Source organism: Vibrio artabrorum (assembly GCF_024347295.1).
Lineage (GTDB): Bacteria > Pseudomonadota > Gammaproteobacteria > Enterobacterales > Vibrionaceae > Vibrio > Vibrio artabrorum.
This window is the reverse complement of record NZ_AP025458.1, coordinates 2,351,878-2,368,782: the sequence shown is the minus strand read 5'-3', so window position 1 is coordinate 2,368,782 and position 16,905 is coordinate 2,351,878. Positions and strand designations below refer to the sequence as shown.

Genomic DNA, 16,905 nt, shown 5'->3' with positions numbered 1-16,905 from the left:
GTTTATGATTAATGAGCCTTCCGCTTTTTGGGCATTACTAATTGCAGTTTCGGTATACGATGTTGAGAAACATCGTATACCAAACAAAATATTGATTCTCTTTTTGTTTGTTTACTTTTTATCAATGTTTGACAGCAATTATACCTTCGATGTTTTTGTTATGTCCTTAGCTGGCTTTGTGGTGCTTTTGGTTTTTGGGCTGTTTTTGTATTTTATGAGAGCGATGTCCGCTGGTGATGCGAAGTTATTAGGCGTTGTAGGGATGTATCTTGGTTGGGGACAATTACTGGATGCGTCGTACTTTATCTTACTTGCTTCTGGAGTGATCGGGGCTTTCTACCTGCTCTATAACTATGCCAACTCGAACAGTCTTAGTGTCAAAGGATATTTTGAAAATAAGTTGATTGTGCTTGGTGGAGTCGCGCCAGTTTTAGATGAAAATTCTCGTTTGCACGCTAGATATTCAAATAAGGTGACGATGCCTTTTGCCCCCTCAGTTGTTATCGGGCTAGCGATGTATAGCTATTTTACTTAGACCTGTTGTTGGTTCGTTTTGTGGAGAGGAATAATATATGGATATTATAGGACGAGCTGCTCCAACAACGTTAACGCCTCAAATTTCAGCGCCTACTGTTCCTACATCTCTTGATATGTTAGGTATTCCTGAAGTTGTGATTGAAAATCTCGTACTCAAACACCTGTCTGCTTACCCTAAATCGGATGTGTTGGAACTTTCTAATTATTTATGTGTTGTTACACATATTGTGGAAAGTGCACTGGCTGTTTTAAGGCAAAAATCGTTCATTGAGGTGTTTCAACCGACTTCCGATCTTACGTTCTCATCCGTCTCTCATAGTCATGTTCGTTACTCCCTTTCTGAGAAAGGACTTGAAGAAGCGGATCTTGCTTTCAAACGCGATGCTTACTTAGGGCCAGCCCCTGTTTCACTTGCTCAATACAGTGATGTGGTTAAGCAGCAAGACTTAAGAGCCGAATTAGTGACTCGGCCACATGTCGAAGCTGCACTGAGTGATGTCTATGGTGTCGACAAAATGATTTCAGTGCTGGGACCGGCCATCAATTCTGGACGTGCTTTGTTGTTATATGGACATGCCGGAACAGGGAAAACATTTGTCGCGAGTCGTATTGTGAATGCTTTGCACACCTCAGTGTTTATTCCTTATGCTGTCTATGCATTAGGTAACATTATCAAGGTGTTCTCTGCACAACATCACAAGTCGTTGGACAGTAATGGTAGTGATAAAGTTATCTCTCTTAAAGATCAATACGATAAGCGTTGGCTTAATTGTGAAAGACCCAATATTCAGGTTGGTGGAGAGCTCACCATGGATATGCTTGAAGTCAATCATTCAGAGAATAGCCGTGTCTGGCTAGCTCCAGTACAAATGATGGCAAACAATGGGATTTTTGTTATTGATGACCTTGGCCGTCAACCAATGCCCGTTGATACTTTGCTCAACCGTTGGATTGTTCCGATGGAATATGCCTTTGACTATTTATCATTACCGAACGGCCAACAAATCACGATGCCGTTTGTGCTAACACTCGCCTTCTCTACTAACTTGAACCCGAAGAAAATAAGCGATCCTGCATTTCTACGTCGATTGGGTTACAAGATTGAATTTAAGCCTCTTAACCCAAGAGATTATGAAGCTTTATGGATGAGCGTTGTCGCAGAGAAAGAGCTCGAACTTCAAGACGGATTCTTTGAGCGTTTATCTCAAATGCACACACTTTATAAGGTGCCACATTTCCCTTGTTTACCGAAAGACCTCGTTGGTATTAGCAAAGATATTCTCTCGTTTGAACAGCTCCCGCCTGTTATTACATTCGATATTCTTTCCATGGCATGGGAAGTCTATTTTACCTCTGATGGAATCGAGGACGAAAATAATGAATAAGAGTCAAGTTTTCCTACTGTTTTTACTGTCCGTCGTCTTTGGTTTAGCGGCTGTATTTTTTGCTAAGCAGTGGATGGACAACCAAGTTCAACCCACCGTTGAGGTTGAGACCGTGGAGCGTCATCCCATTGTGGTCGCTTCCCAAGACATTGAAGCCGGAACCGTTATTGAGCCGCAGTTTTTAACCACCAAACTGATGGAAGTAAATTGGATTAATGAAAACAATTACTCCGATGCGTCAGAAGTCGTCGGTCAGATCGCAGCGAATACGGTTTATGAAGGCGAAGTGCTTCATAAAATGCGTTTCACGATTTCAGGAGAGGGAGCGACGTTAGCGGCGCTGATACCTGAAAATAGACGTGCAGTCACAATACGAGTTGATGACGTGATTGGTGTGGCTGGCTTTCTATTACCCGGTAATAAGGTCGATATTCTTAATACGGTGTCCTACAGCAAAAATTCTGCAACCACTCGTACCGTGCTGAAAAATATTAAAGTGCTTGCCGTAGACCAAACCGCCAAAACCAAAGAAAACAGCCCGATTATCGTACGAGCGGTAACGTTAGAGGTTTCCCCTCAAGATGCTGAGAAATTATTAACAGCGAAGAGTAAAGGCAGCATTCAGCTGACTTTGAGAAACCCTCACGAAATTGAGAAGAAGGTTGTTCGTCGGTACGTACCTAGACCGAGTGTAACCATCATCAAAGGCACACAAGCATCCAGTGTTCGCGTCAAGGATTGAGGTGAGGTATGAAAATAATAATAACGTGTATTTTGAGCCTGATTTTTTTTAGTTCGTTAAGCTTAGCGGCTTTGCAAACGGGTAAAACCGTGACGGTCCCTCATCATAAATCAACGCATGTGCTTTTGTCCGGAAAAGCCAGCAGAGTATCGCTTGGCGATCCGGACGTGCTTGACATTGTGATGTTGAAATCCAATGAGTTATTTTTAATTGGTAAGGCCTTAGGCGCGACGAATTTAATGGCCTGGGATTCAAGAGGTCAGTTGATTGAATCAATAAATATAGAAGTGACTCATGATCTCAACAGCTTAAAAGCTAAATTATATGAGTTCTTACCGGATGAAACGATAGAGGTACATAGCGCGCAAAATCGTCTGTTATTGAGTGGTCAAGTGAGTAATCAACAACAAATGAATGTAGCGATGAGAATCGCTGAAACGTATTCTTCGGGTCAAACGGCGGATGAATCGAATGAAAGCGGTAGCGAACAGGCCGCAGCCACGGGCGTGATTAACTTGATGTCGATTGGTGGTGCGCAACAGGTGATGTTAGAAGTTACCGTTGCTGAGGTTCAAAGAAGCTTAGTGAGAAAGTTTGATGCTAATTTTCACTTCTTCCAAACCAGTGGGTCTGACTTCTCTTGGGGAGCATCCTCCGTACCAGCCGGAGTGTTAGGAGCGACGCCTATTTTCAATATACCGACATCGACGGACTACGGCATTTTAGGATCATTTATTGATAGTAATACCCTATTTACTTTTGCGTTGGATGTCGCAAAACAAAATGGCGTCGCGAAAGTATTAGCGGAACCGAATCTAACCGCATTAAGTGGGTCTAAGGCTGAGTTTTTAGCGGGTGGTGAGTTTCCGATTCCTGTGCCCGATGAAGATGGTATTACGATTGAATACAAAGAGTATGGGGTTGGCCTTAAATTTATACCAACCGTACTTAGCGACAAAAAAATCAACCTCAATTTGGCGGTAGATGTGAGTGAAATTGCCAATAGCAGCTCGTTGACTATCGACCCGGGTTCAACGAATGCGACCTATTTTATCCCGCCGATTACACGTCGAAGTGCTTCTTCTACGCTTGAGCTTGCTGATGGGCAAACCATTGGTATAGCTGGTTTATTGAGCGAGAACGTTCGAGATATCAGTAATAAAATGCCGGGTGTCGGTGATATCCCCATTTTAGGCCAGCTTTTTAATAGTCAAGAGTACGTATCAGGTGAGACTGAATTGGTGATTTTAGTGACGCCAAGGTTAGCAAAGCCTATCGATAGAAACAAAGTGACGCTACCGACGGATGCTTTCGTGAATCCGAATGACTTGGAATATTACTTGTTAGGTAGAAGTGCTTACATTGCTGAACCGTCGAGTTCGAATTCAGACGAGTCTCAAGCTCAACAAGATATCCCTTCGACCGAGGGTGGTAGTGAAGGCTCATTTGGACATGATTTATAAGGAGATAGATATGATTAGAATAATGATGGTCTTTCTCGTGATGATGTTAGTTGGCTGTGCGAATGATGCTCGTTTAGGGCATTCGGTTGTGCAGGTAAAAACAGAGCAAACGTATAACCCTAATGCGACCCAAGAGAATTTACTCGTTGTGCCGGATGGTACAGGGGAGCGGATGCAGACTGGTTACGATAGATATGTCGGCAGAGGTGAAAACGATCTGTCCGGAAGCAGTAGCCAGATCTTAGAAGAGTTTAATTAAATCTGGAGGTACTCATATGTTGTATCGAGTATCACAAAGTCCGAAAAAACAGAAAGGATTAGTGGTGATCATGATTACTGCTGCCTTGTTGGTCTTTTTAGCCGTCTCAGCGTTAGCGGTGGATATCAACCATATGGTTGTAAACAAAACACGCTTACAAAACGCCGTCGATTCAGCGGCATTGGCTGCTGCGACCATTTTGGATAACAGTAAAGATAAAGACGCCGTAGACGCTGAAATAGAAGCCGCATTAAATGCGATGGCAGCTTCAACCGGGAATCATGAGTTTGATTTTAGTACCGCATCGATAAATATTGATTATTCGAACGACCCTCAAGACTTTACTGGAACCGCCACTTTTGGTGTTGATGATGATGTCTATGTGCGTGTTCGAGTGGACTCATTAGATATGGATGAGTTTTTTATCCAAATGTTTGGTTTGGAAAAAGCGGTGTCAGCCAGTGCGGTTGCAGGGCCAAGTTCTGGGCAGGTTGTTGTGAATAATGTTGTACCTATTGGTGTCTGTATTGGTGATGGCTCGTCGGATAATGATATCAATGAAGATGGCTTCCATGATGAAACCGGTGAAGCAATAACGAATGTTTTTGGTTATGAAGTCGGGACGGTACATGCCTTGAAGGTGGGAGACAGTAGTTTATCTGAAATGGGAAATGGTAACTATCACTTACTCGATTTTGGCTCTGGTGGTAAAACGGTCAAAGAAGGCTTAGGAGGTAGCTATGATCAGCCAGTTCAAATCGGTGAAGATGTGACGACGAAACCCGGTGGTACGGTTGGCCCTACTGGTGATGGTTTGAATACTCGTTTTGGTGATTATGGCGGTGGCTTGTCAGCGTCCGATTACCCTTCAGATTATGTGATAACCGAACCTACGGATGAAATAACGATTGATGCCAATACTGGTGACATCGATTCAGATGGCAGTTATAGCTATGCTCAATACGAGTCAGAGACCAATGCGTGTATTGCGAACAATGGTTCTGGTTGTGCTTCTAATGGCGTGGCTTGGCGTCGTATTTTATCCATTCCAATGCTGGACTGCTCTGGAAAAAGTGGCGGTGCGACGGATTTTACCGTGAACAAGATTGGCTGCTTCTTTTTATTGCAAAAAGCACCGACCAACAACTCTGGAACTCCCGCGGTATTTGGTGAATTTATTCATTCCTGTAGTGTCGCGAGCGGATCCGGTAGCACAGAATCAACCACGGAAGGGACTTATAAGATTGTTTTGTATAAGGACCCGAATAGTGGGGAGTCCTGATTATGAAACGTTTTAATCAAAAAAATCGTGGGTTTGCCGCTATTGAGATGGTCTTTGCGACACCGGTTTTGCTGTTTTTTCTTATATTGGTGCTTGAGTTTGGCAATATTTTGATTCACTACAATGTTATCTCCAAGTCTGTACAAAACGGTGCTCGTTACGCGGTTAGTGAAGTCTATGGAACTGTCGGTGGAACCATTGCCCCAATTTCTGAAATACAAAATGTAGTGGTCTATGGCCGAAATAGCGTGGGAACGGCCATACTCTCTACTTTGACCACTGCAGATGTCACCATCTCTCCACCGACTAGCGATAGCTATGTACGAGTGAGTGTTACCTATGACTATATACCGCAGTTTTTGTCGATTCCTTTCTCCTCTGAAAGTCTTGCTATTCCTTTAAGTGTCACTTCAGTGATGAGGGTGCTGTGATGAAAAGGTTTAAAACGGGTATGAAAGGGATCGCCATTATCGAGTTTACAATTGTATCGGGTTTTATTTTTCTATTGGTGTTTCTCATTTTAGCATTAGGCGCTTATGTTTTTTCGCTGCAAATAGTGAGTGAAGCGACGAGAAAAGCAGCGAGACTCGCCACCGTTTGCTACGTTGAAGATAGAGATAATATTGCTGGCATGGTTGTGTCTGAACTACCGCTTATTGGTTTTACTGATGCGAATCTAGAGGTTGCCTATCTAGATATTAATGGCAGTGAAATCACATCGGGTTACGATACTGATCCAGGATTTAGTAACATTAAATTTGTGAGAGCAAGAGCAACAGGCTACGGAATTCAACTTATTAATAATCTGAGTTTTTTAGGTGCTGATGGTTATTTGGCTGCGCCCTCGTTTGAAACGATTTTACCTGCCGAAAGTCTTGGTGTGGTAAGAGCTGACACCGAAACAAGGAACAGGTGTCCATAAGTTATTCTATAAAGGAGAGATACGATGGGGGAAGCAATTAAAATAACGCCTAACGAGAATGATATTGCGCGTTTAAGAACCAATCTAAAAGTTTGGTTGTTCTATGGTACTGATGGTTTTCATTCACACATGAGCCAAGAGCTAAAAAAATGCCGAAATGTTCATGTGACGACGTTTTCTCTTGCTGCTATGAGTGAGGAAGATCTCAAAAATGCCGATGTTCCAGAGCTTATTTTTGTTGAAGCCGATGGGAATTGGGCGCAAAAAATGGTTGAGTTACAAGGGTATGACTTATCTTTAGAAGAGATAGATTTGTCTCTCATTGTGCTCGGTGACGAAAGTGATAGTGGCTCCTTGAAAATCGCTTTGCGTTTAGGGGCCTCAGATTTTTTATCTCACAATGTAACCCTTACAGATTTACTCCCCTTATTGAAAAAAACCGCTTCTGAAAAACTAGAGAACTCAAATTATGGTGAGTTTATCCTGTTCTTGAATACTAAGGGAGGAATGGGCGCGACCACTCTGGCTTTGAATACGGCTATTGAAGTGGCCAGTCAGCATCCTGGCGAGGTTCTTTTGCTCGACATCGATCTTCAATTTGGTGTTATACCCGATTATTTGAACATCGTGCCAGCTCATAGTGTTTCTGATGCGATCAATAGCTCGAATGATTTGGATGAAATGTCTTTAGGAACATTAGTTAATAAACACGAATCTGGTCTACATGTCCTAAGCTTTAAGCATGAAAATAATGCTGATGATTTTGAACAAGCACAGAAAATAGGCCGGTTGCTTCCGATACTACGTCGTTTCTACCCTTATGTGATCATCGATCTTTCAAGAGGTTTAGATCACGTGTTTGCATCTGCTATATCACCCGCAACCAAGGTGCTTTTAGTTTTGCAGCAAAGTTTAGTATCAGTCAAAAACACAAGCCGGTTAATCAAGGCTCTGAAATTCGAATACGGCTTACAAAGTGATTCAATAGAAGTCATTGTCAACCGATATGAAAAGCGACATTCAATTAAGTTAAAAGATATTGAGCAAGCGGTAGGTAACCACAACATACATCTAATGCCAAATGACTTTAAAGTGGCGCTGGAGAGTGCCAACTTGGGGCAGCCGTTAGTTCAGTCGAGAAAAAAAAGTTCGATTACTCGCTCTATCATCGATTTGTCTCACGTTCTATCACCACCAGAACAAGAAGAGAAAGGGTGGCTGAAAAAGTTGTTTTCATAATGGGTTGATGAAAAATAAACACGAGGGATTGTGATGTTTTTTAAACGAAAAAATGTAAATCCAGAGTTTGAAAAAAAAGTTGAACAGGTTTCGCATGATGCCCAAAGTGCCAATTCTGTTGAACCTTTACCCAGTGCTGAGGTACCTAGTCAACCTCAAAACTCAAATGGAAATGCAGAAAAAGAGATGGATGAGGCTCGGAAAATTCTAGAGCAAGAGCTTTCTATCAAACATTTTTTTCACAAACAACTGCTTGAAACTTTAGATCTCGGTTTACTGTCAAGTTTAGAAAAAGAGCGGGCTAAGGTCGATCTACATGATGCTATCGTGCAGTTAATGGCAGAAGATAGTCGTCATGCTTTAAGTGCCGAAGGAAGAAAAAGGGTCATCAAGCAGATTGAGGATGAAGTTTTTGGTCTCGGCCCATTAGAACCCCTGCTCGCCGATCAAACCGTGTCAGATATATTAGTTAATGGACCTAAAAGTGTTTATGTAGAGCGAAGAGGTAAGCTTGAAAAAACACCTTATACGTTTCTTGATGATCGTCATTTAAGAAATATCATTGACCGAATCGTAAGCCAAGTCGGACGTCGTATCGATGAAGCGTCACCGATGGTTGATGCTCGACTTATCGACGGCTCTAGGGTCAATGCGATTATCCCTCCCTTGGCACTTGATGGCCCCTCAGTATCAATCCGTCGTTTTGCTGTTGATCGTTTGACCATGGATAACTTAATTGACTATGACTCAATTTCTCCTCAAATGGCCAAGTTTGTGGAAGCTGCGGTTAAGGGAGAATTAAATATACTCATTTCGGGAGGGACGGGCTCAGGAAAAACCACAACACTCAATATCTTTTCTGGGTTCATTCCTCGTGATCAGCGCATTATTACCATCGAAGATTCTGCGGAATTACAACTTCAACAGCCACATGTTATTCGCTTAGAAACCCGACCTGCTAACTTAGAAGGAAAGGGAGAAATCAATCAGCGTGAGTTGGTGAAAAACACCCTACGTATGCGTCCTGATCGAATCGTGGTTGGGGAGGTGCGTGGTAGCGAAGCTGTTGATATGTTAGCGGCCATGAATACTGGGCATGATGGCTCACTGGCTACTATCCATGCCAATACTCCTCGTGATGCCTTAAGCCGTGTTGAGAATATGTTTTCGATGGCGGGTTGGAATATATCCACTAAAAACTTAAGAGCTCAAATTGCTTCTGCTATTCACCTTGTCGTACAGATGGAACGACAAGAAGATGGTAAGCGCCGTATGGTGAGCATTCAAGAAATCAACGGTATGGAGGGCGAGGTGATTACGATGTCGGAAATCTTCCGTTTTCAACGTAAAGGGGTTGATGAAAACGGCAACATTATCGGCTATTTCACGGCGACAGGGGTCGTTCCACAACACCACGATAAGTTGGTTAAACGTGGTCTCGATCTGCCGTTTGAGATCTTTACTGAGACTCATCGTTAAGGAGGGGGTATGGATAATGTAAGTGTTTCATTAGCCCTGCTATTTATCGCGGTACTTTTTATCTCGCAGGCTTTGTTATTACCGGCTGCGGGGAAAAAAGCCAAGCATAGAGAGCTATCTCGTCGGTTGAAAGAGACGCAACGTAATATTGATGAAGAGAGTTTATCTTTACTTAAAGACCATTATAACAAAGAGTTATCTCCAATAGATCGCAAGCTGACGATGATTCCTTTTTTTGCTGGGCTAAAAAGAATGTTGGAGTTAGCGGGGATGAAAATAACGCTAGTTCGGTTCTTGTCTACGGTTTTGCTGTGTGGTGTTTTGCTCTCATTGATATCACTGATCACGAACCAACTGTGGTTTATTCATGTTATAGCGTTCATTTCTGTTTGGGTTATCGCTTATCTTTTTGTGCAAAATCGAGTGACTTACAGAATGGCTCGGTTTGAAGAACAACTGCCTGAGGCTTTAGATATTATCCGACGTGCATTGCAAGCAGGACAACCGCTGGTTCAATCCTTTAATGAGGTTGGCGAGGAACTGCCAGACCCTATTGGCGTTGAGTTCAAAAATACCTATAACCTCCTCAATTATGGTTATGATTTACGGTTGGCGATTCTGCAGATGGCGGAGCGAGTGCCAACCGTATCAATGTTAGCTTTTTCGAGTGCGGTGATGCTGCAAAAAGAGACCGGAGGCAACTTGTCCGAGAATCTTCAAAAGGTATCCGAAGTACTAAGAGCGCGTTTCAAGCTAGAAAGAAAAATAAAAACACTGTCTGCTGAAAGTCGTTTGTCAGCTTGGATTTTAACGCTATCCCCATTTGGTTTATTTTTTGCTTTAAAAATAGCCAGCCCCGAATATATCGAGCCTTTATATCAAGATCCTCGAGGTGTTTCGATGGTCAGTGTCGGTATTGTACTTTTAGCGATTGGGGCGTTATGGATTAAGAAGATCATCAGCATAGAGATTTAACTCATGGAACTATTCAATATTGAAGTATGGAAGCAGATGCTAACTGGTTTTGGGCTCAGCTCTCAGATGATTATTTACGTGATGATTTTACTTACGACTGTATTACTCACATTGACGGTTGGCTTTCTGGTGTTAGGTGCTCGTTCTCCTTTGGATAAGAAACTGAAACAGATCTCTGAAGAGCGGGGGGTGAACAGCAAGAAGCAGTATGATTTTTCTAATACGTTAGAGTCGCTTAGCCCTTTTATTGGCAAAGGAAATAAAAAGGACAACGAAACCTACTCAGAAAAGTTGATGCATGCTGGGTTCCATGAAAAAAGGGCGTTATCTGTTTTTTACGCGTTGAAAGTTTTATCGAGTTTGGTCGGGATTATCGCTGCTTTTATGGTTTATTACATATCACTTGGTGGTAGCTACAATAATTTACTTATCATGACTTGTATTTTTCTTGGCACTTTCACGCCCAATTTTATTCTGAGTAAACTACAAAAAGAACGTCAGAAAAAAATCAGAAATGGCGTACCAGATGCACTTGATCTTCTCGTCGTGTGTACCGAATCTGGGCTTGGTTTTAATGCTGCATTGGGACGTGTTGCATCAGAGCTTTATGTTTCTCAGCCAGAACTCGCGGATGAATTGGACACTGTTTTTGCCAAAATTCAAGCTGGGGTGACGATGCCCGATGCGCTGAGGCAGTTCATTGAAAGAACCGGTTTGGTTGAATTGGAAGGCTTAGTTTCTTTGCTTTCACATGCTTCACGTATGGGAGGGAGCTTAGCGCAAACCCTCCGTGATTATACGGAAGATTTTCGAGACAAGCGCCAGCAAGCTGCTGAAGAAATCGCGGCAAAAATACCGACTAAAATGCTATTTCCAATGCTGATATTTATTTGGCCTTGTTTTTTCATTGTTGCACTTGGCCCTGGACTACTGATTGTCATGGACGCACTGAGTGCGCCGGGAGCAAGTTTATGATTTTTAATAATAAGTTTCTTATTCTACTGTTGCCAATATTATTGTTAGGGTGCGCCTCTTCAGATGTGCCAACAAACCAGTTTGACGCCGAGCTGTATTCCGGTAAACCAATCGATAGTTTAACCAGTGATGATCCACCTCTTAATGAGAAAGAAGCCATCATGCGTGGTGATATTGCTCTGCGAGATAACAACATAGACTTGGCATTATATGAATATATACGTTCTCTATCCTTTGCTGACAAAGAGTTCCATGACAAAACGCTATTTACTATCGGCCAAATACATTCCTCGCGAGGAAATTATGCACTAGCCGAAAAAGCGTACTTGGCAGCGCTAGACTTTAATCCTGCCCATACAGATGCATTAGAACAGTTAGGCAGTTTATACACGAAGCAACGTAGAATTGATGAAGGGCGCAGCTATTTTTTTAAAGCGATAAATGCCGATCAAGTTCGATTAAAAAGCAGCACTACCATCAGAAGTTATCAAGCCTTAGATATAGACGAAGTCGATGCTTATAAAGTTGACAGTCGCTCTCCAGCATTAGCCTATATGGGGCTTGGTGTTTTAGAAGATGTTGAAGGAAAACACCAGATAGCTCAGGCGTATTTTAAAAAGGCACTTGCTATTGATAAAAGATCGGTCAAAGCATTACTGAATATGGGCTATTCTCACTACATGTATGGAAACTATAAGCAAGCCTATCAATACACGCGTTCAGCTCTAGAGATAGAACCAAATAATGAAAAAGCTCAGAACAACCTAGCGCTGATTTATTTAGCTTCTGGAGATATTAAGAAGGCGACCAATGTCTTTATGAGGCATATGGATGCAGCAGAGGCGTTAAATAATGTGGGTTACTTTTTGATCTTACAAGGAAAACCAGACGAAGCGGTGCCCTACTTACAGCAAGCTATTGATAAGAAGCCGTCTTATTATAAAGTAGCTAACGATAACTTAAATAGAGCATTGTCTGAAGTGAGAGAGATGAAACAATAGTCATTGGTTTTTTGGGTCAGTGAAAAGGATATTCAATTGCCTAAAATTAAACGTTTTAATAAAGATATTGTGGTTATTTCTTTTTTTTGGTTAGTGTGTGCCACAGCGATATTTATTTATAAATGGGAGAGCATTTCATCACTTAATTTGAATGACAATGATGACTATATGCGTTTTGTTCAATTTCAGGAATGGATGAAAAATGGTCATTGGTACTTAAAGCCAATGACTGATTTCAATGCTGATGATGGTCTAATTATTCATTGGTCAAGGTTTCCCGATCTGATGTTGTCGCTTGTTACTTTCCCTTTACTCTTTCTGGTTGATGATAACACAGCATCTATTCTTTCGATTGCTATTGTCCCACTGTTGTATTTGTTAATTTATGCTTTGGCATGCTTTTATTTGTGTGAACACTACTTAGGTCATCAGTACCGATTTGTCAGCATGATGTTCGCTATTTCATCACCTACCATCATTCATTTTTTACCGGGTTCTATCGATCATCATAATATCCAGTTAATTTTAGCGACGCTCTTTCTCGCGATAACTCCTATTACGATAAGTCAGCTTAACCACTCATGGCGTATCTATACTCAATCTATTTTACTGTCTCTCTCTTTGTGGACAGGGATGGATAATGTCTTGTTATTTATGGCTTACTTTATTGCATATACCCTATATTACTGCTTCTTTCGTCGAGAATGGTTTGGTTACCTCACTCAATTATATGCAACATGTACGGTTTTTGGCATCAGTGCGATTTTATTAAACAGACCTTACAGTGAGTTTTTTATCTTTAAGTACGATGAAATATCACTCATTCTAATTCTTCTTTTCTTTGCTGGTGGGGCCTTTGTTCATGCTTATAATCGATTCAGCGATGATGATGAGAGTTTAGCTCGAAAGCTTTTTTTATGTTTTATTCTTGGTTTCTTGTGCTTATCTCCAGTCGTTGCTGTTTATCCATCACTCACGAGTGCTTTGTTCATTGATTACCCGCCGGTACTTAAGTTGTATTGGCTTGACCAAGTTACAGAAGCAAAATCAATAGCAAATTACATCGCCAGTAATGGTTTTTTCTCTATCGAAAATTATGCTCTACTACTAGTGCCTGCCATGCTATACCCAATCTTTGGAGATAAAAATCACCACAGCACAATATTGTATCTGATATTCATGTTCTATTTATTGCTGGCGATATTTTGGCAAATTAGAGTCATGAGGTTGTGTTTTGTTTTAGCAGCACCTTTCCAAGCCTATTTTGTTTTCAGGGTATCTGAATATGTTAAATTTTCAATTTTGAAGGTAATCGTCGTTTTATCTGGCGCACCATTAGTTGTCGCTCTTGTGATACTTTTGTTGTCACCAACAGAGCCAATAACCCCCTCTTTATCTGAGCGTCCTAAATCACCTAACATTTCCAACGTACTCAAAGATAATGGGATTGAATCACAGACCATACTCTCAGGAATAGAAACGGGTGCACCTGTATTAGCCAAAACAGACAACAAAATTATCGCTGCACCTTATCATCGAAATATTGTCGGTAACCTATTCCTTATCGAAGTGATGCTGGAAGAAGATCTTTTGTTGGCTGAAAGGAAGATCATAGCAAAAAATATAAACTATATTGTTATCGGTAATGACCCTCATTTGGTCATTTTAAGAGATTCTGCAAGTGAAGGCGCGCTGATTAAAAAACTTTATGGTTCAGAAACACCGGCTTGGCTAGAGGTGATACATGATGACATTCAAGATGGTTATCGTATCTTTAGAGTAAGGGGCAATTCATGAATAAAAATATAGCAGTATTACTCCCATGCTTTAACGAGGCTGGGGCTGTAGGAAGAACGGTTGCTTCTTTTCAACAAGCCTTACCGAACGCAACTGTTTATGTGTATGACAACAATTCAACGGACACTACTGTTGAAGAAGCTTTAAAAGCTGGTGCTATCGTTCGCTATGAATCTCGTCAAGGTAAAGGAGAGGTGGTCAGGCGTATGTTTTCCGATATTGACGCCGATATTTATGTGATGGCTGATGGTGATGACACTTACGATGCCTCAATATGCCCGATGCTAATTGATCAATTATTGAGAGAGCAGTTAGATATGATCATTGGCAGTCGTGAGCGCTCTTTGGAAGCTTATCCAAAAGGGCATATCTTCGGTAATAAAATGTTCTCATCATTGATCAATCGTGGATTTAATGCCCATCTAAATGATGTATTTTCGGGATACCGGATCATGAGTCGTCGGTTTGTTAAAACCGTTCCCGTTTTTAGTGATGGCTTCCAAATTGAGACAGAGCTTACCGTGCATGCATTGCATCACAACATGTCAATTAAAGAGGTGGCGACTCAATACCGAGCAAGGCCTGACTGTACGGCGAGCAAATTGAACACATTGAGCGATGGTATCAAGATTCTTAGCTTTGTTTTGTTCTTATTGAGAGATGTAAAGCCAATGTTTTTCTTTGGTCTACTGTCGGCCTTGCTTTGTATCATCTCATTAGGATTAGGGATCCCTGTCATTATTGATTTTATTGATACAGGATTAGTCGAAAGAGTACCGACTGCTATTTTGTCTAGCTCCATTGCGTTAATCGCGGTGATGGCTTTTTTTTGTGGGTTGATACTCGACAACGTATCACGAGGTCGGCGAGAGATGCGCATTCTTTCTATATTAAGGTGTCGTGATGGCAAATCATTGGAATAAGGGGCATTAATGAGAATAAGCAAGGATGAAGATAAGGAGTGGCTCGATTATTTATCTCGTTTTAGTGATGAATACGATGAACGAGTTTATCAAAGTTATTCAACCGGTTATGTGATGAGGGCTGGTCACATTGCGTGTGAAAAGCCATTCGGTGAAGACAAACATTTTTCGAAAGTCTTAGAGGTGGGGGCTGGAACCGGTGAACACTTATTGCATGTTAAGCATACTTTTGATGAATACATTGTTAGTGATGGTGATGCATCGGCACTCGAAGTCGCACAGAAGCAACTCAACCCTATCAACGCCTATGACAAGCTCACCTTTAATGTCACGAATGCTCGAGAGTTAGATTTTGAAAGCAACAGTTTTGATCGTGTCATCGCCACTCATATATTGGAGCACCTGTATGAACCTCACTTGGTGATCAAAGAGTGGCTAAGGGTGTTAAAGCCAGAAGGAACGCTATCTATTTTGATTCCTACCGACCCGGGAATTGCTTGGAAGGTCGGTCGCTATATGACGACAAGAAAACACGGTTTAAAAAAGGGCTGGAATTACGATTACATAATGGCGAGAGAGCATGTAAATCCATGCAATAACTTAATGGCTTTTTTAAACTACTACCTTCCTGACAATCAACACTCGTTTTGGCCGTTGAGTTTTGCGCCATTGATTGACTGCAACTTATTCTTCAATTTTCACGGCATTAAAAGGGTCGCTAGACATTAAAGTAGGAAGCCAGTTGTTAGCTTCCTACTTCCTACTTCCTGTTTAGTGTTACAGGCCAGTAGCGACACCAAATAACATGAAGACTCCGACAAGCCCCACAATGGGCATCTTCACCGTTTTTAATAACCACACACCAACAACGATCAGAACGAAATCTAAGCGACTGTTCACGGCACTTGTGAAGATCGGTTGATACAGTGCTGCCAGCAATAAACCAACCACCGCCGCATTCACCCCCGTAAGAGCGCCTGCCACCAAGGGCTTGCTTGCAATCGCTTGCCAGTTTTTTAGTACACCCAGTAGCAATAAGAAGCCCGGTAAGAACACGGCGATCGTTGCGAGTAGTGCGCCTATGATCGGTGCCGATGGCATCAACATATAACCCAGATAAGTGGCTAACGTAAACATCGGACCTGGGACCGCTTGCGCAGCCGCATAGCCTGTTAGGAAGGCATCTTGAGAGAGTTGATCACCAATCCCATTTTGTAGCAGAGGAAGTACCACGTGGCCGCCACCAAAGACTAAGCTACCTGCTTGGTAGAACAAGCCAAACACTTCAATGCTTTGAGAGTAAGCACTGAATAGAGGCAGACCAACCAATAACGCAACAAAAATTACGAGAGGCGTTACCGATATTTTCTGTGTTGAAGGTGTTGTTTTTAGCGCTTGAGACGTCAAGAACTGACTGCCCACGATCGCTGCAAACAATAGAACTAACACTTGAGGCCAGATCCCAGGAAGCAAAAGCAAAACAACGGTGGTAATCACACATAAGGCGGTTGCTACCTTCGATTGACAAAAGTTTTTGTACATCCCGAAAGTGGCATCAGCCACCACCACAACGGCGAGTAATTTAAGCCCATGGATGACGGAGATAAACAGCGGGGCTTCTAGCAACTGGTTGCTAACTAACGCCAATATCAACATCAGAATGACCGATGGGGAAGTGAAGCCGATAAAGGCTGCAATAGCCCCTGTTAAGCCACCTTTCTTGTAGCCAACCGCGAAGCCAACCTGACTGGATCCTGGACCCGGAAGAAATTGACTGAGGGCGACAATTTGCCCGTACTCTTGGTCGGACAACCAATTCAGTTTCTCAACAAACGTCTTACGGAAGTAGCCAATGTGTGCCGCTGGTCCACCAAAGCTAATCCAACCCAGCCAGAAAAAGGTTTTGAAAATTGAAAGCATGATCGA

General features: G+C 42.1%; 17 protein-coding genes. 16 read left to right on the top strand and 1 reads right to left on the bottom strand.

The window, feature by feature from the left end; translation table 11 throughout:
• Nucleotides 1-4: 4 nt before the first annotated feature.
• The 16 genes from OCU36_RS10580 to OCU36_RS10505 are packed head-to-tail and all read left to right on the top strand — an operon-like array spanning nucleotide 5 to nucleotide 15,708.
• The gene (locus OCU36_RS10580) at nucleotides 5-535 is read left to right on the top strand and encodes an A24 family peptidase (RefSeq protein ID WP_261837976.1); all 531 of its coding nucleotides are present in this window, start codon (nucleotides 5-7) and stop codon (nucleotides 533-535) included.
• A gap of 37 nt (nucleotides 536-572) precedes the next feature.
• Nucleotides 573-1,922 (top strand): P-loop NTPase family protein, encoded by a 1,350-nt coding sequence (locus OCU36_RS10575; protein WP_261837975.1) that lies wholly within the window; start codon nucleotides 573-575, stop codon nucleotides 1,920-1,922.
• On the top strand, nucleotides 1,915-2,664 hold the full coding sequence (gene cpaB, locus OCU36_RS10570) for a Flp pilus assembly protein CpaB (protein ID WP_261837974.1): 750 nt from the start codon (nucleotides 1,915-1,917) through the stop codon (nucleotides 2,662-2,664). Before OCU36_RS10575 ends, cpaB begins: the two co-directional genes overlap by 8 nt.
• An 8-nt stretch (nucleotides 2,665-2,672) precedes the next feature.
• Nucleotides 2,673-4,127 (top strand): type II and III secretion system protein family protein, encoded by a 1,455-nt coding sequence (locus OCU36_RS10565; protein WP_261837973.1) that lies wholly within the window; start codon nucleotides 2,673-2,675, stop codon nucleotides 4,125-4,127.
• Complete coding sequence (locus tag OCU36_RS10560; protein ID WP_261837972.1) at nucleotides 4,117-4,386, top strand: hypothetical protein; 270 nt, start codon at nucleotides 4,117-4,119, stop codon at nucleotides 4,384-4,386. Before OCU36_RS10565 ends, OCU36_RS10560 begins: the two co-directional genes overlap by 11 nt.
• 16 nt (nucleotides 4,387-4,402) lie before the next feature.
• On the top strand, nucleotides 4,403-5,668 hold the full coding sequence (locus tag OCU36_RS10555; RefSeq protein ID WP_261837971.1) for a Tad domain-containing protein: 1,266 nt from the start codon (nucleotides 4,403-4,405) through the stop codon (nucleotides 5,666-5,668).
• Between the two features lie 2 nt (nucleotides 5,669-5,670).
• A complete protein-coding gene (locus OCU36_RS10550) occupies nucleotides 5,671-6,099 on the top strand; it encodes a TadE/TadG family type IV pilus assembly protein (protein ID WP_261837970.1) in 429 nt (142 codons plus the stop codon).
• On the top strand, nucleotides 6,099-6,590 hold the full coding sequence (locus OCU36_RS10545; protein ID WP_261837969.1) for a TadE/TadG family type IV pilus assembly protein: 492 nt from the start codon (nucleotides 6,099-6,101) through the stop codon (nucleotides 6,588-6,590). Before OCU36_RS10550 ends, OCU36_RS10545 begins: the two co-directional genes overlap by 1 nt.
• Before the next feature lie 24 nt (nucleotides 6,591-6,614).
• Complete coding sequence (locus OCU36_RS10540) at nucleotides 6,615-7,829, top strand: AAA family ATPase (protein WP_261837968.1); 1,215 nt, start codon at nucleotides 6,615-6,617, stop codon at nucleotides 7,827-7,829.
• Nucleotides 7,830-7,862: 33 nt separating this feature from the next.
• Nucleotides 7,863-9,308: a CpaF family protein gene (locus OCU36_RS10535; protein ID WP_261837967.1), complete on the top strand. Its 1,446-nt coding sequence runs from the start codon at nucleotides 7,863-7,865 to the stop codon at nucleotides 9,306-9,308.
• Between the two features lie 9 nt (nucleotides 9,309-9,317).
• On the top strand, nucleotides 9,318-10,283 hold the full coding sequence (locus tag OCU36_RS10530; RefSeq protein ID WP_261837966.1) for a type II secretion system F family protein: 966 nt from the start codon (nucleotides 9,318-9,320) through the stop codon (nucleotides 10,281-10,283).
• 3 nt (nucleotides 10,284-10,286) lie between these two features.
• Complete coding sequence (locus tag OCU36_RS10525; RefSeq protein WP_261837965.1) at nucleotides 10,287-11,258, top strand: type II secretion system F family protein; 972 nt, start codon at nucleotides 10,287-10,289, stop codon at nucleotides 11,256-11,258.
• Nucleotides 11,255-12,259 carry a tetratricopeptide repeat protein gene (locus OCU36_RS10520; protein WP_261837964.1) on the top strand — a complete coding sequence of 335 codons (1,005 nt, stop codon included), beginning with the start codon at nucleotides 11,255-11,257 and terminating at the stop codon, nucleotides 12,257-12,259. Before OCU36_RS10525 ends, OCU36_RS10520 begins: the two co-directional genes overlap by 4 nt.
• A gap of 36 nt (nucleotides 12,260-12,295) precedes the next feature.
• A complete protein-coding gene (locus OCU36_RS10515) occupies nucleotides 12,296-14,056 on the top strand; it encodes a hypothetical protein (RefSeq protein WP_261837963.1) in 1,761 nt (586 codons plus the stop codon).
• A complete protein-coding gene (locus OCU36_RS10510) occupies nucleotides 14,053-14,979 on the top strand; it encodes a glycosyltransferase family 2 protein (RefSeq protein ID WP_261837962.1) in 927 nt (308 codons plus the stop codon). The genes OCU36_RS10515 and OCU36_RS10510 overlap by 4 nt, the downstream gene beginning before the upstream one ends.
• Before the next feature lie 9 nt (nucleotides 14,980-14,988).
• Nucleotides 14,989-15,708: a class I SAM-dependent methyltransferase gene (locus OCU36_RS10505; RefSeq protein WP_261837961.1), complete on the top strand. Its 720-nt coding sequence runs from the start codon at nucleotides 14,989-14,991 to the stop codon at nucleotides 15,706-15,708.
• Between the two features lie 48 nt (nucleotides 15,709-15,756).
• Here the strand turns inward: OCU36_RS10505 and chrA are convergent, their stop codons facing one another.
• Complete coding sequence (gene chrA, locus OCU36_RS10500; protein WP_261837960.1) at nucleotides 15,757-16,899, bottom strand: chromate efflux transporter; 1,143 nt, start codon at nucleotides 16,897-16,899, stop codon at nucleotides 15,757-15,759.
• Nucleotides 16,900-16,905: the final 6 nt, after the last annotated feature.

What these genes read in the sequence shown, in the direction of transcription:
- OCU36_RS10580 (WP_261837976.1), top strand. Translation starts at nt 5, where the DNA reads ATGATTAATGAGCCTTCCGCTTTTTGGGCATTACTAATTGCAGTTTCG.
- OCU36_RS10575 (WP_261837975.1), top strand. Translation starts at nt 573, where the DNA reads ATGGATATTATAGGACGAGCTGCTCCAACAACGTTAACGCCTCAAATT.
- cpaB (WP_261837974.1), top strand. Translation starts at nt 1,915, where the DNA reads ATGAATAAGAGTCAAGTTTTCCTACTGTTTTTACTGTCCGTCGTCTTT.
- OCU36_RS10565 (WP_261837973.1), top strand. Translation starts at nt 2,673, where the DNA reads ATGAAAATAATAATAACGTGTATTTTGAGCCTGATTTTTTTTAGTTCG.
- OCU36_RS10560 (WP_261837972.1), top strand. Translation starts at nt 4,117, where the DNA reads ATGATTTATAAGGAGATAGATATGATTAGAATAATGATGGTCTTTCTC.
- OCU36_RS10555 (WP_261837971.1), top strand. Translation starts at nt 4,403, where the DNA reads ATGTTGTATCGAGTATCACAAAGTCCGAAAAAACAGAAAGGATTAGTG.
- OCU36_RS10550 (WP_261837970.1), top strand. Translation starts at nt 5,671, where the DNA reads ATGAAACGTTTTAATCAAAAAAATCGTGGGTTTGCCGCTATTGAGATG.
- OCU36_RS10545 (WP_261837969.1), top strand. Translation starts at nt 6,099, where the DNA reads ATGAAAAGGTTTAAAACGGGTATGAAAGGGATCGCCATTATCGAGTTT.
- OCU36_RS10540 (WP_261837968.1), top strand. Translation starts at nt 6,615, where the DNA reads ATGGGGGAAGCAATTAAAATAACGCCTAACGAGAATGATATTGCGCGT.
- OCU36_RS10535 (WP_261837967.1), top strand. Translation starts at nt 7,863, where the DNA reads ATGTTTTTTAAACGAAAAAATGTAAATCCAGAGTTTGAAAAAAAAGTT.
- OCU36_RS10530 (WP_261837966.1), top strand. Translation starts at nt 9,318, where the DNA reads ATGGATAATGTAAGTGTTTCATTAGCCCTGCTATTTATCGCGGTACTT.
- OCU36_RS10525 (WP_261837965.1), top strand. Translation starts at nt 10,287, where the DNA reads ATGGAACTATTCAATATTGAAGTATGGAAGCAGATGCTAACTGGTTTT.
- OCU36_RS10520 (WP_261837964.1), top strand. Translation starts at nt 11,255, where the DNA reads ATGATTTTTAATAATAAGTTTCTTATTCTACTGTTGCCAATATTATTG.
- OCU36_RS10510 (WP_261837962.1), top strand. Translation starts at nt 14,053, where the DNA reads ATGAATAAAAATATAGCAGTATTACTCCCATGCTTTAACGAGGCTGGG.
- OCU36_RS10505 (WP_261837961.1), top strand. Translation starts at nt 14,989, where the DNA reads ATGAGAATAAGCAAGGATGAAGATAAGGAGTGGCTCGATTATTTATCT.
- chrA (WP_261837960.1), bottom strand. Translation starts at nt 16,899, where the DNA reads ATGCTTTCAATTTTCAAAACCTTTTTCTGGCTGGGTTGGATTAGCTTT.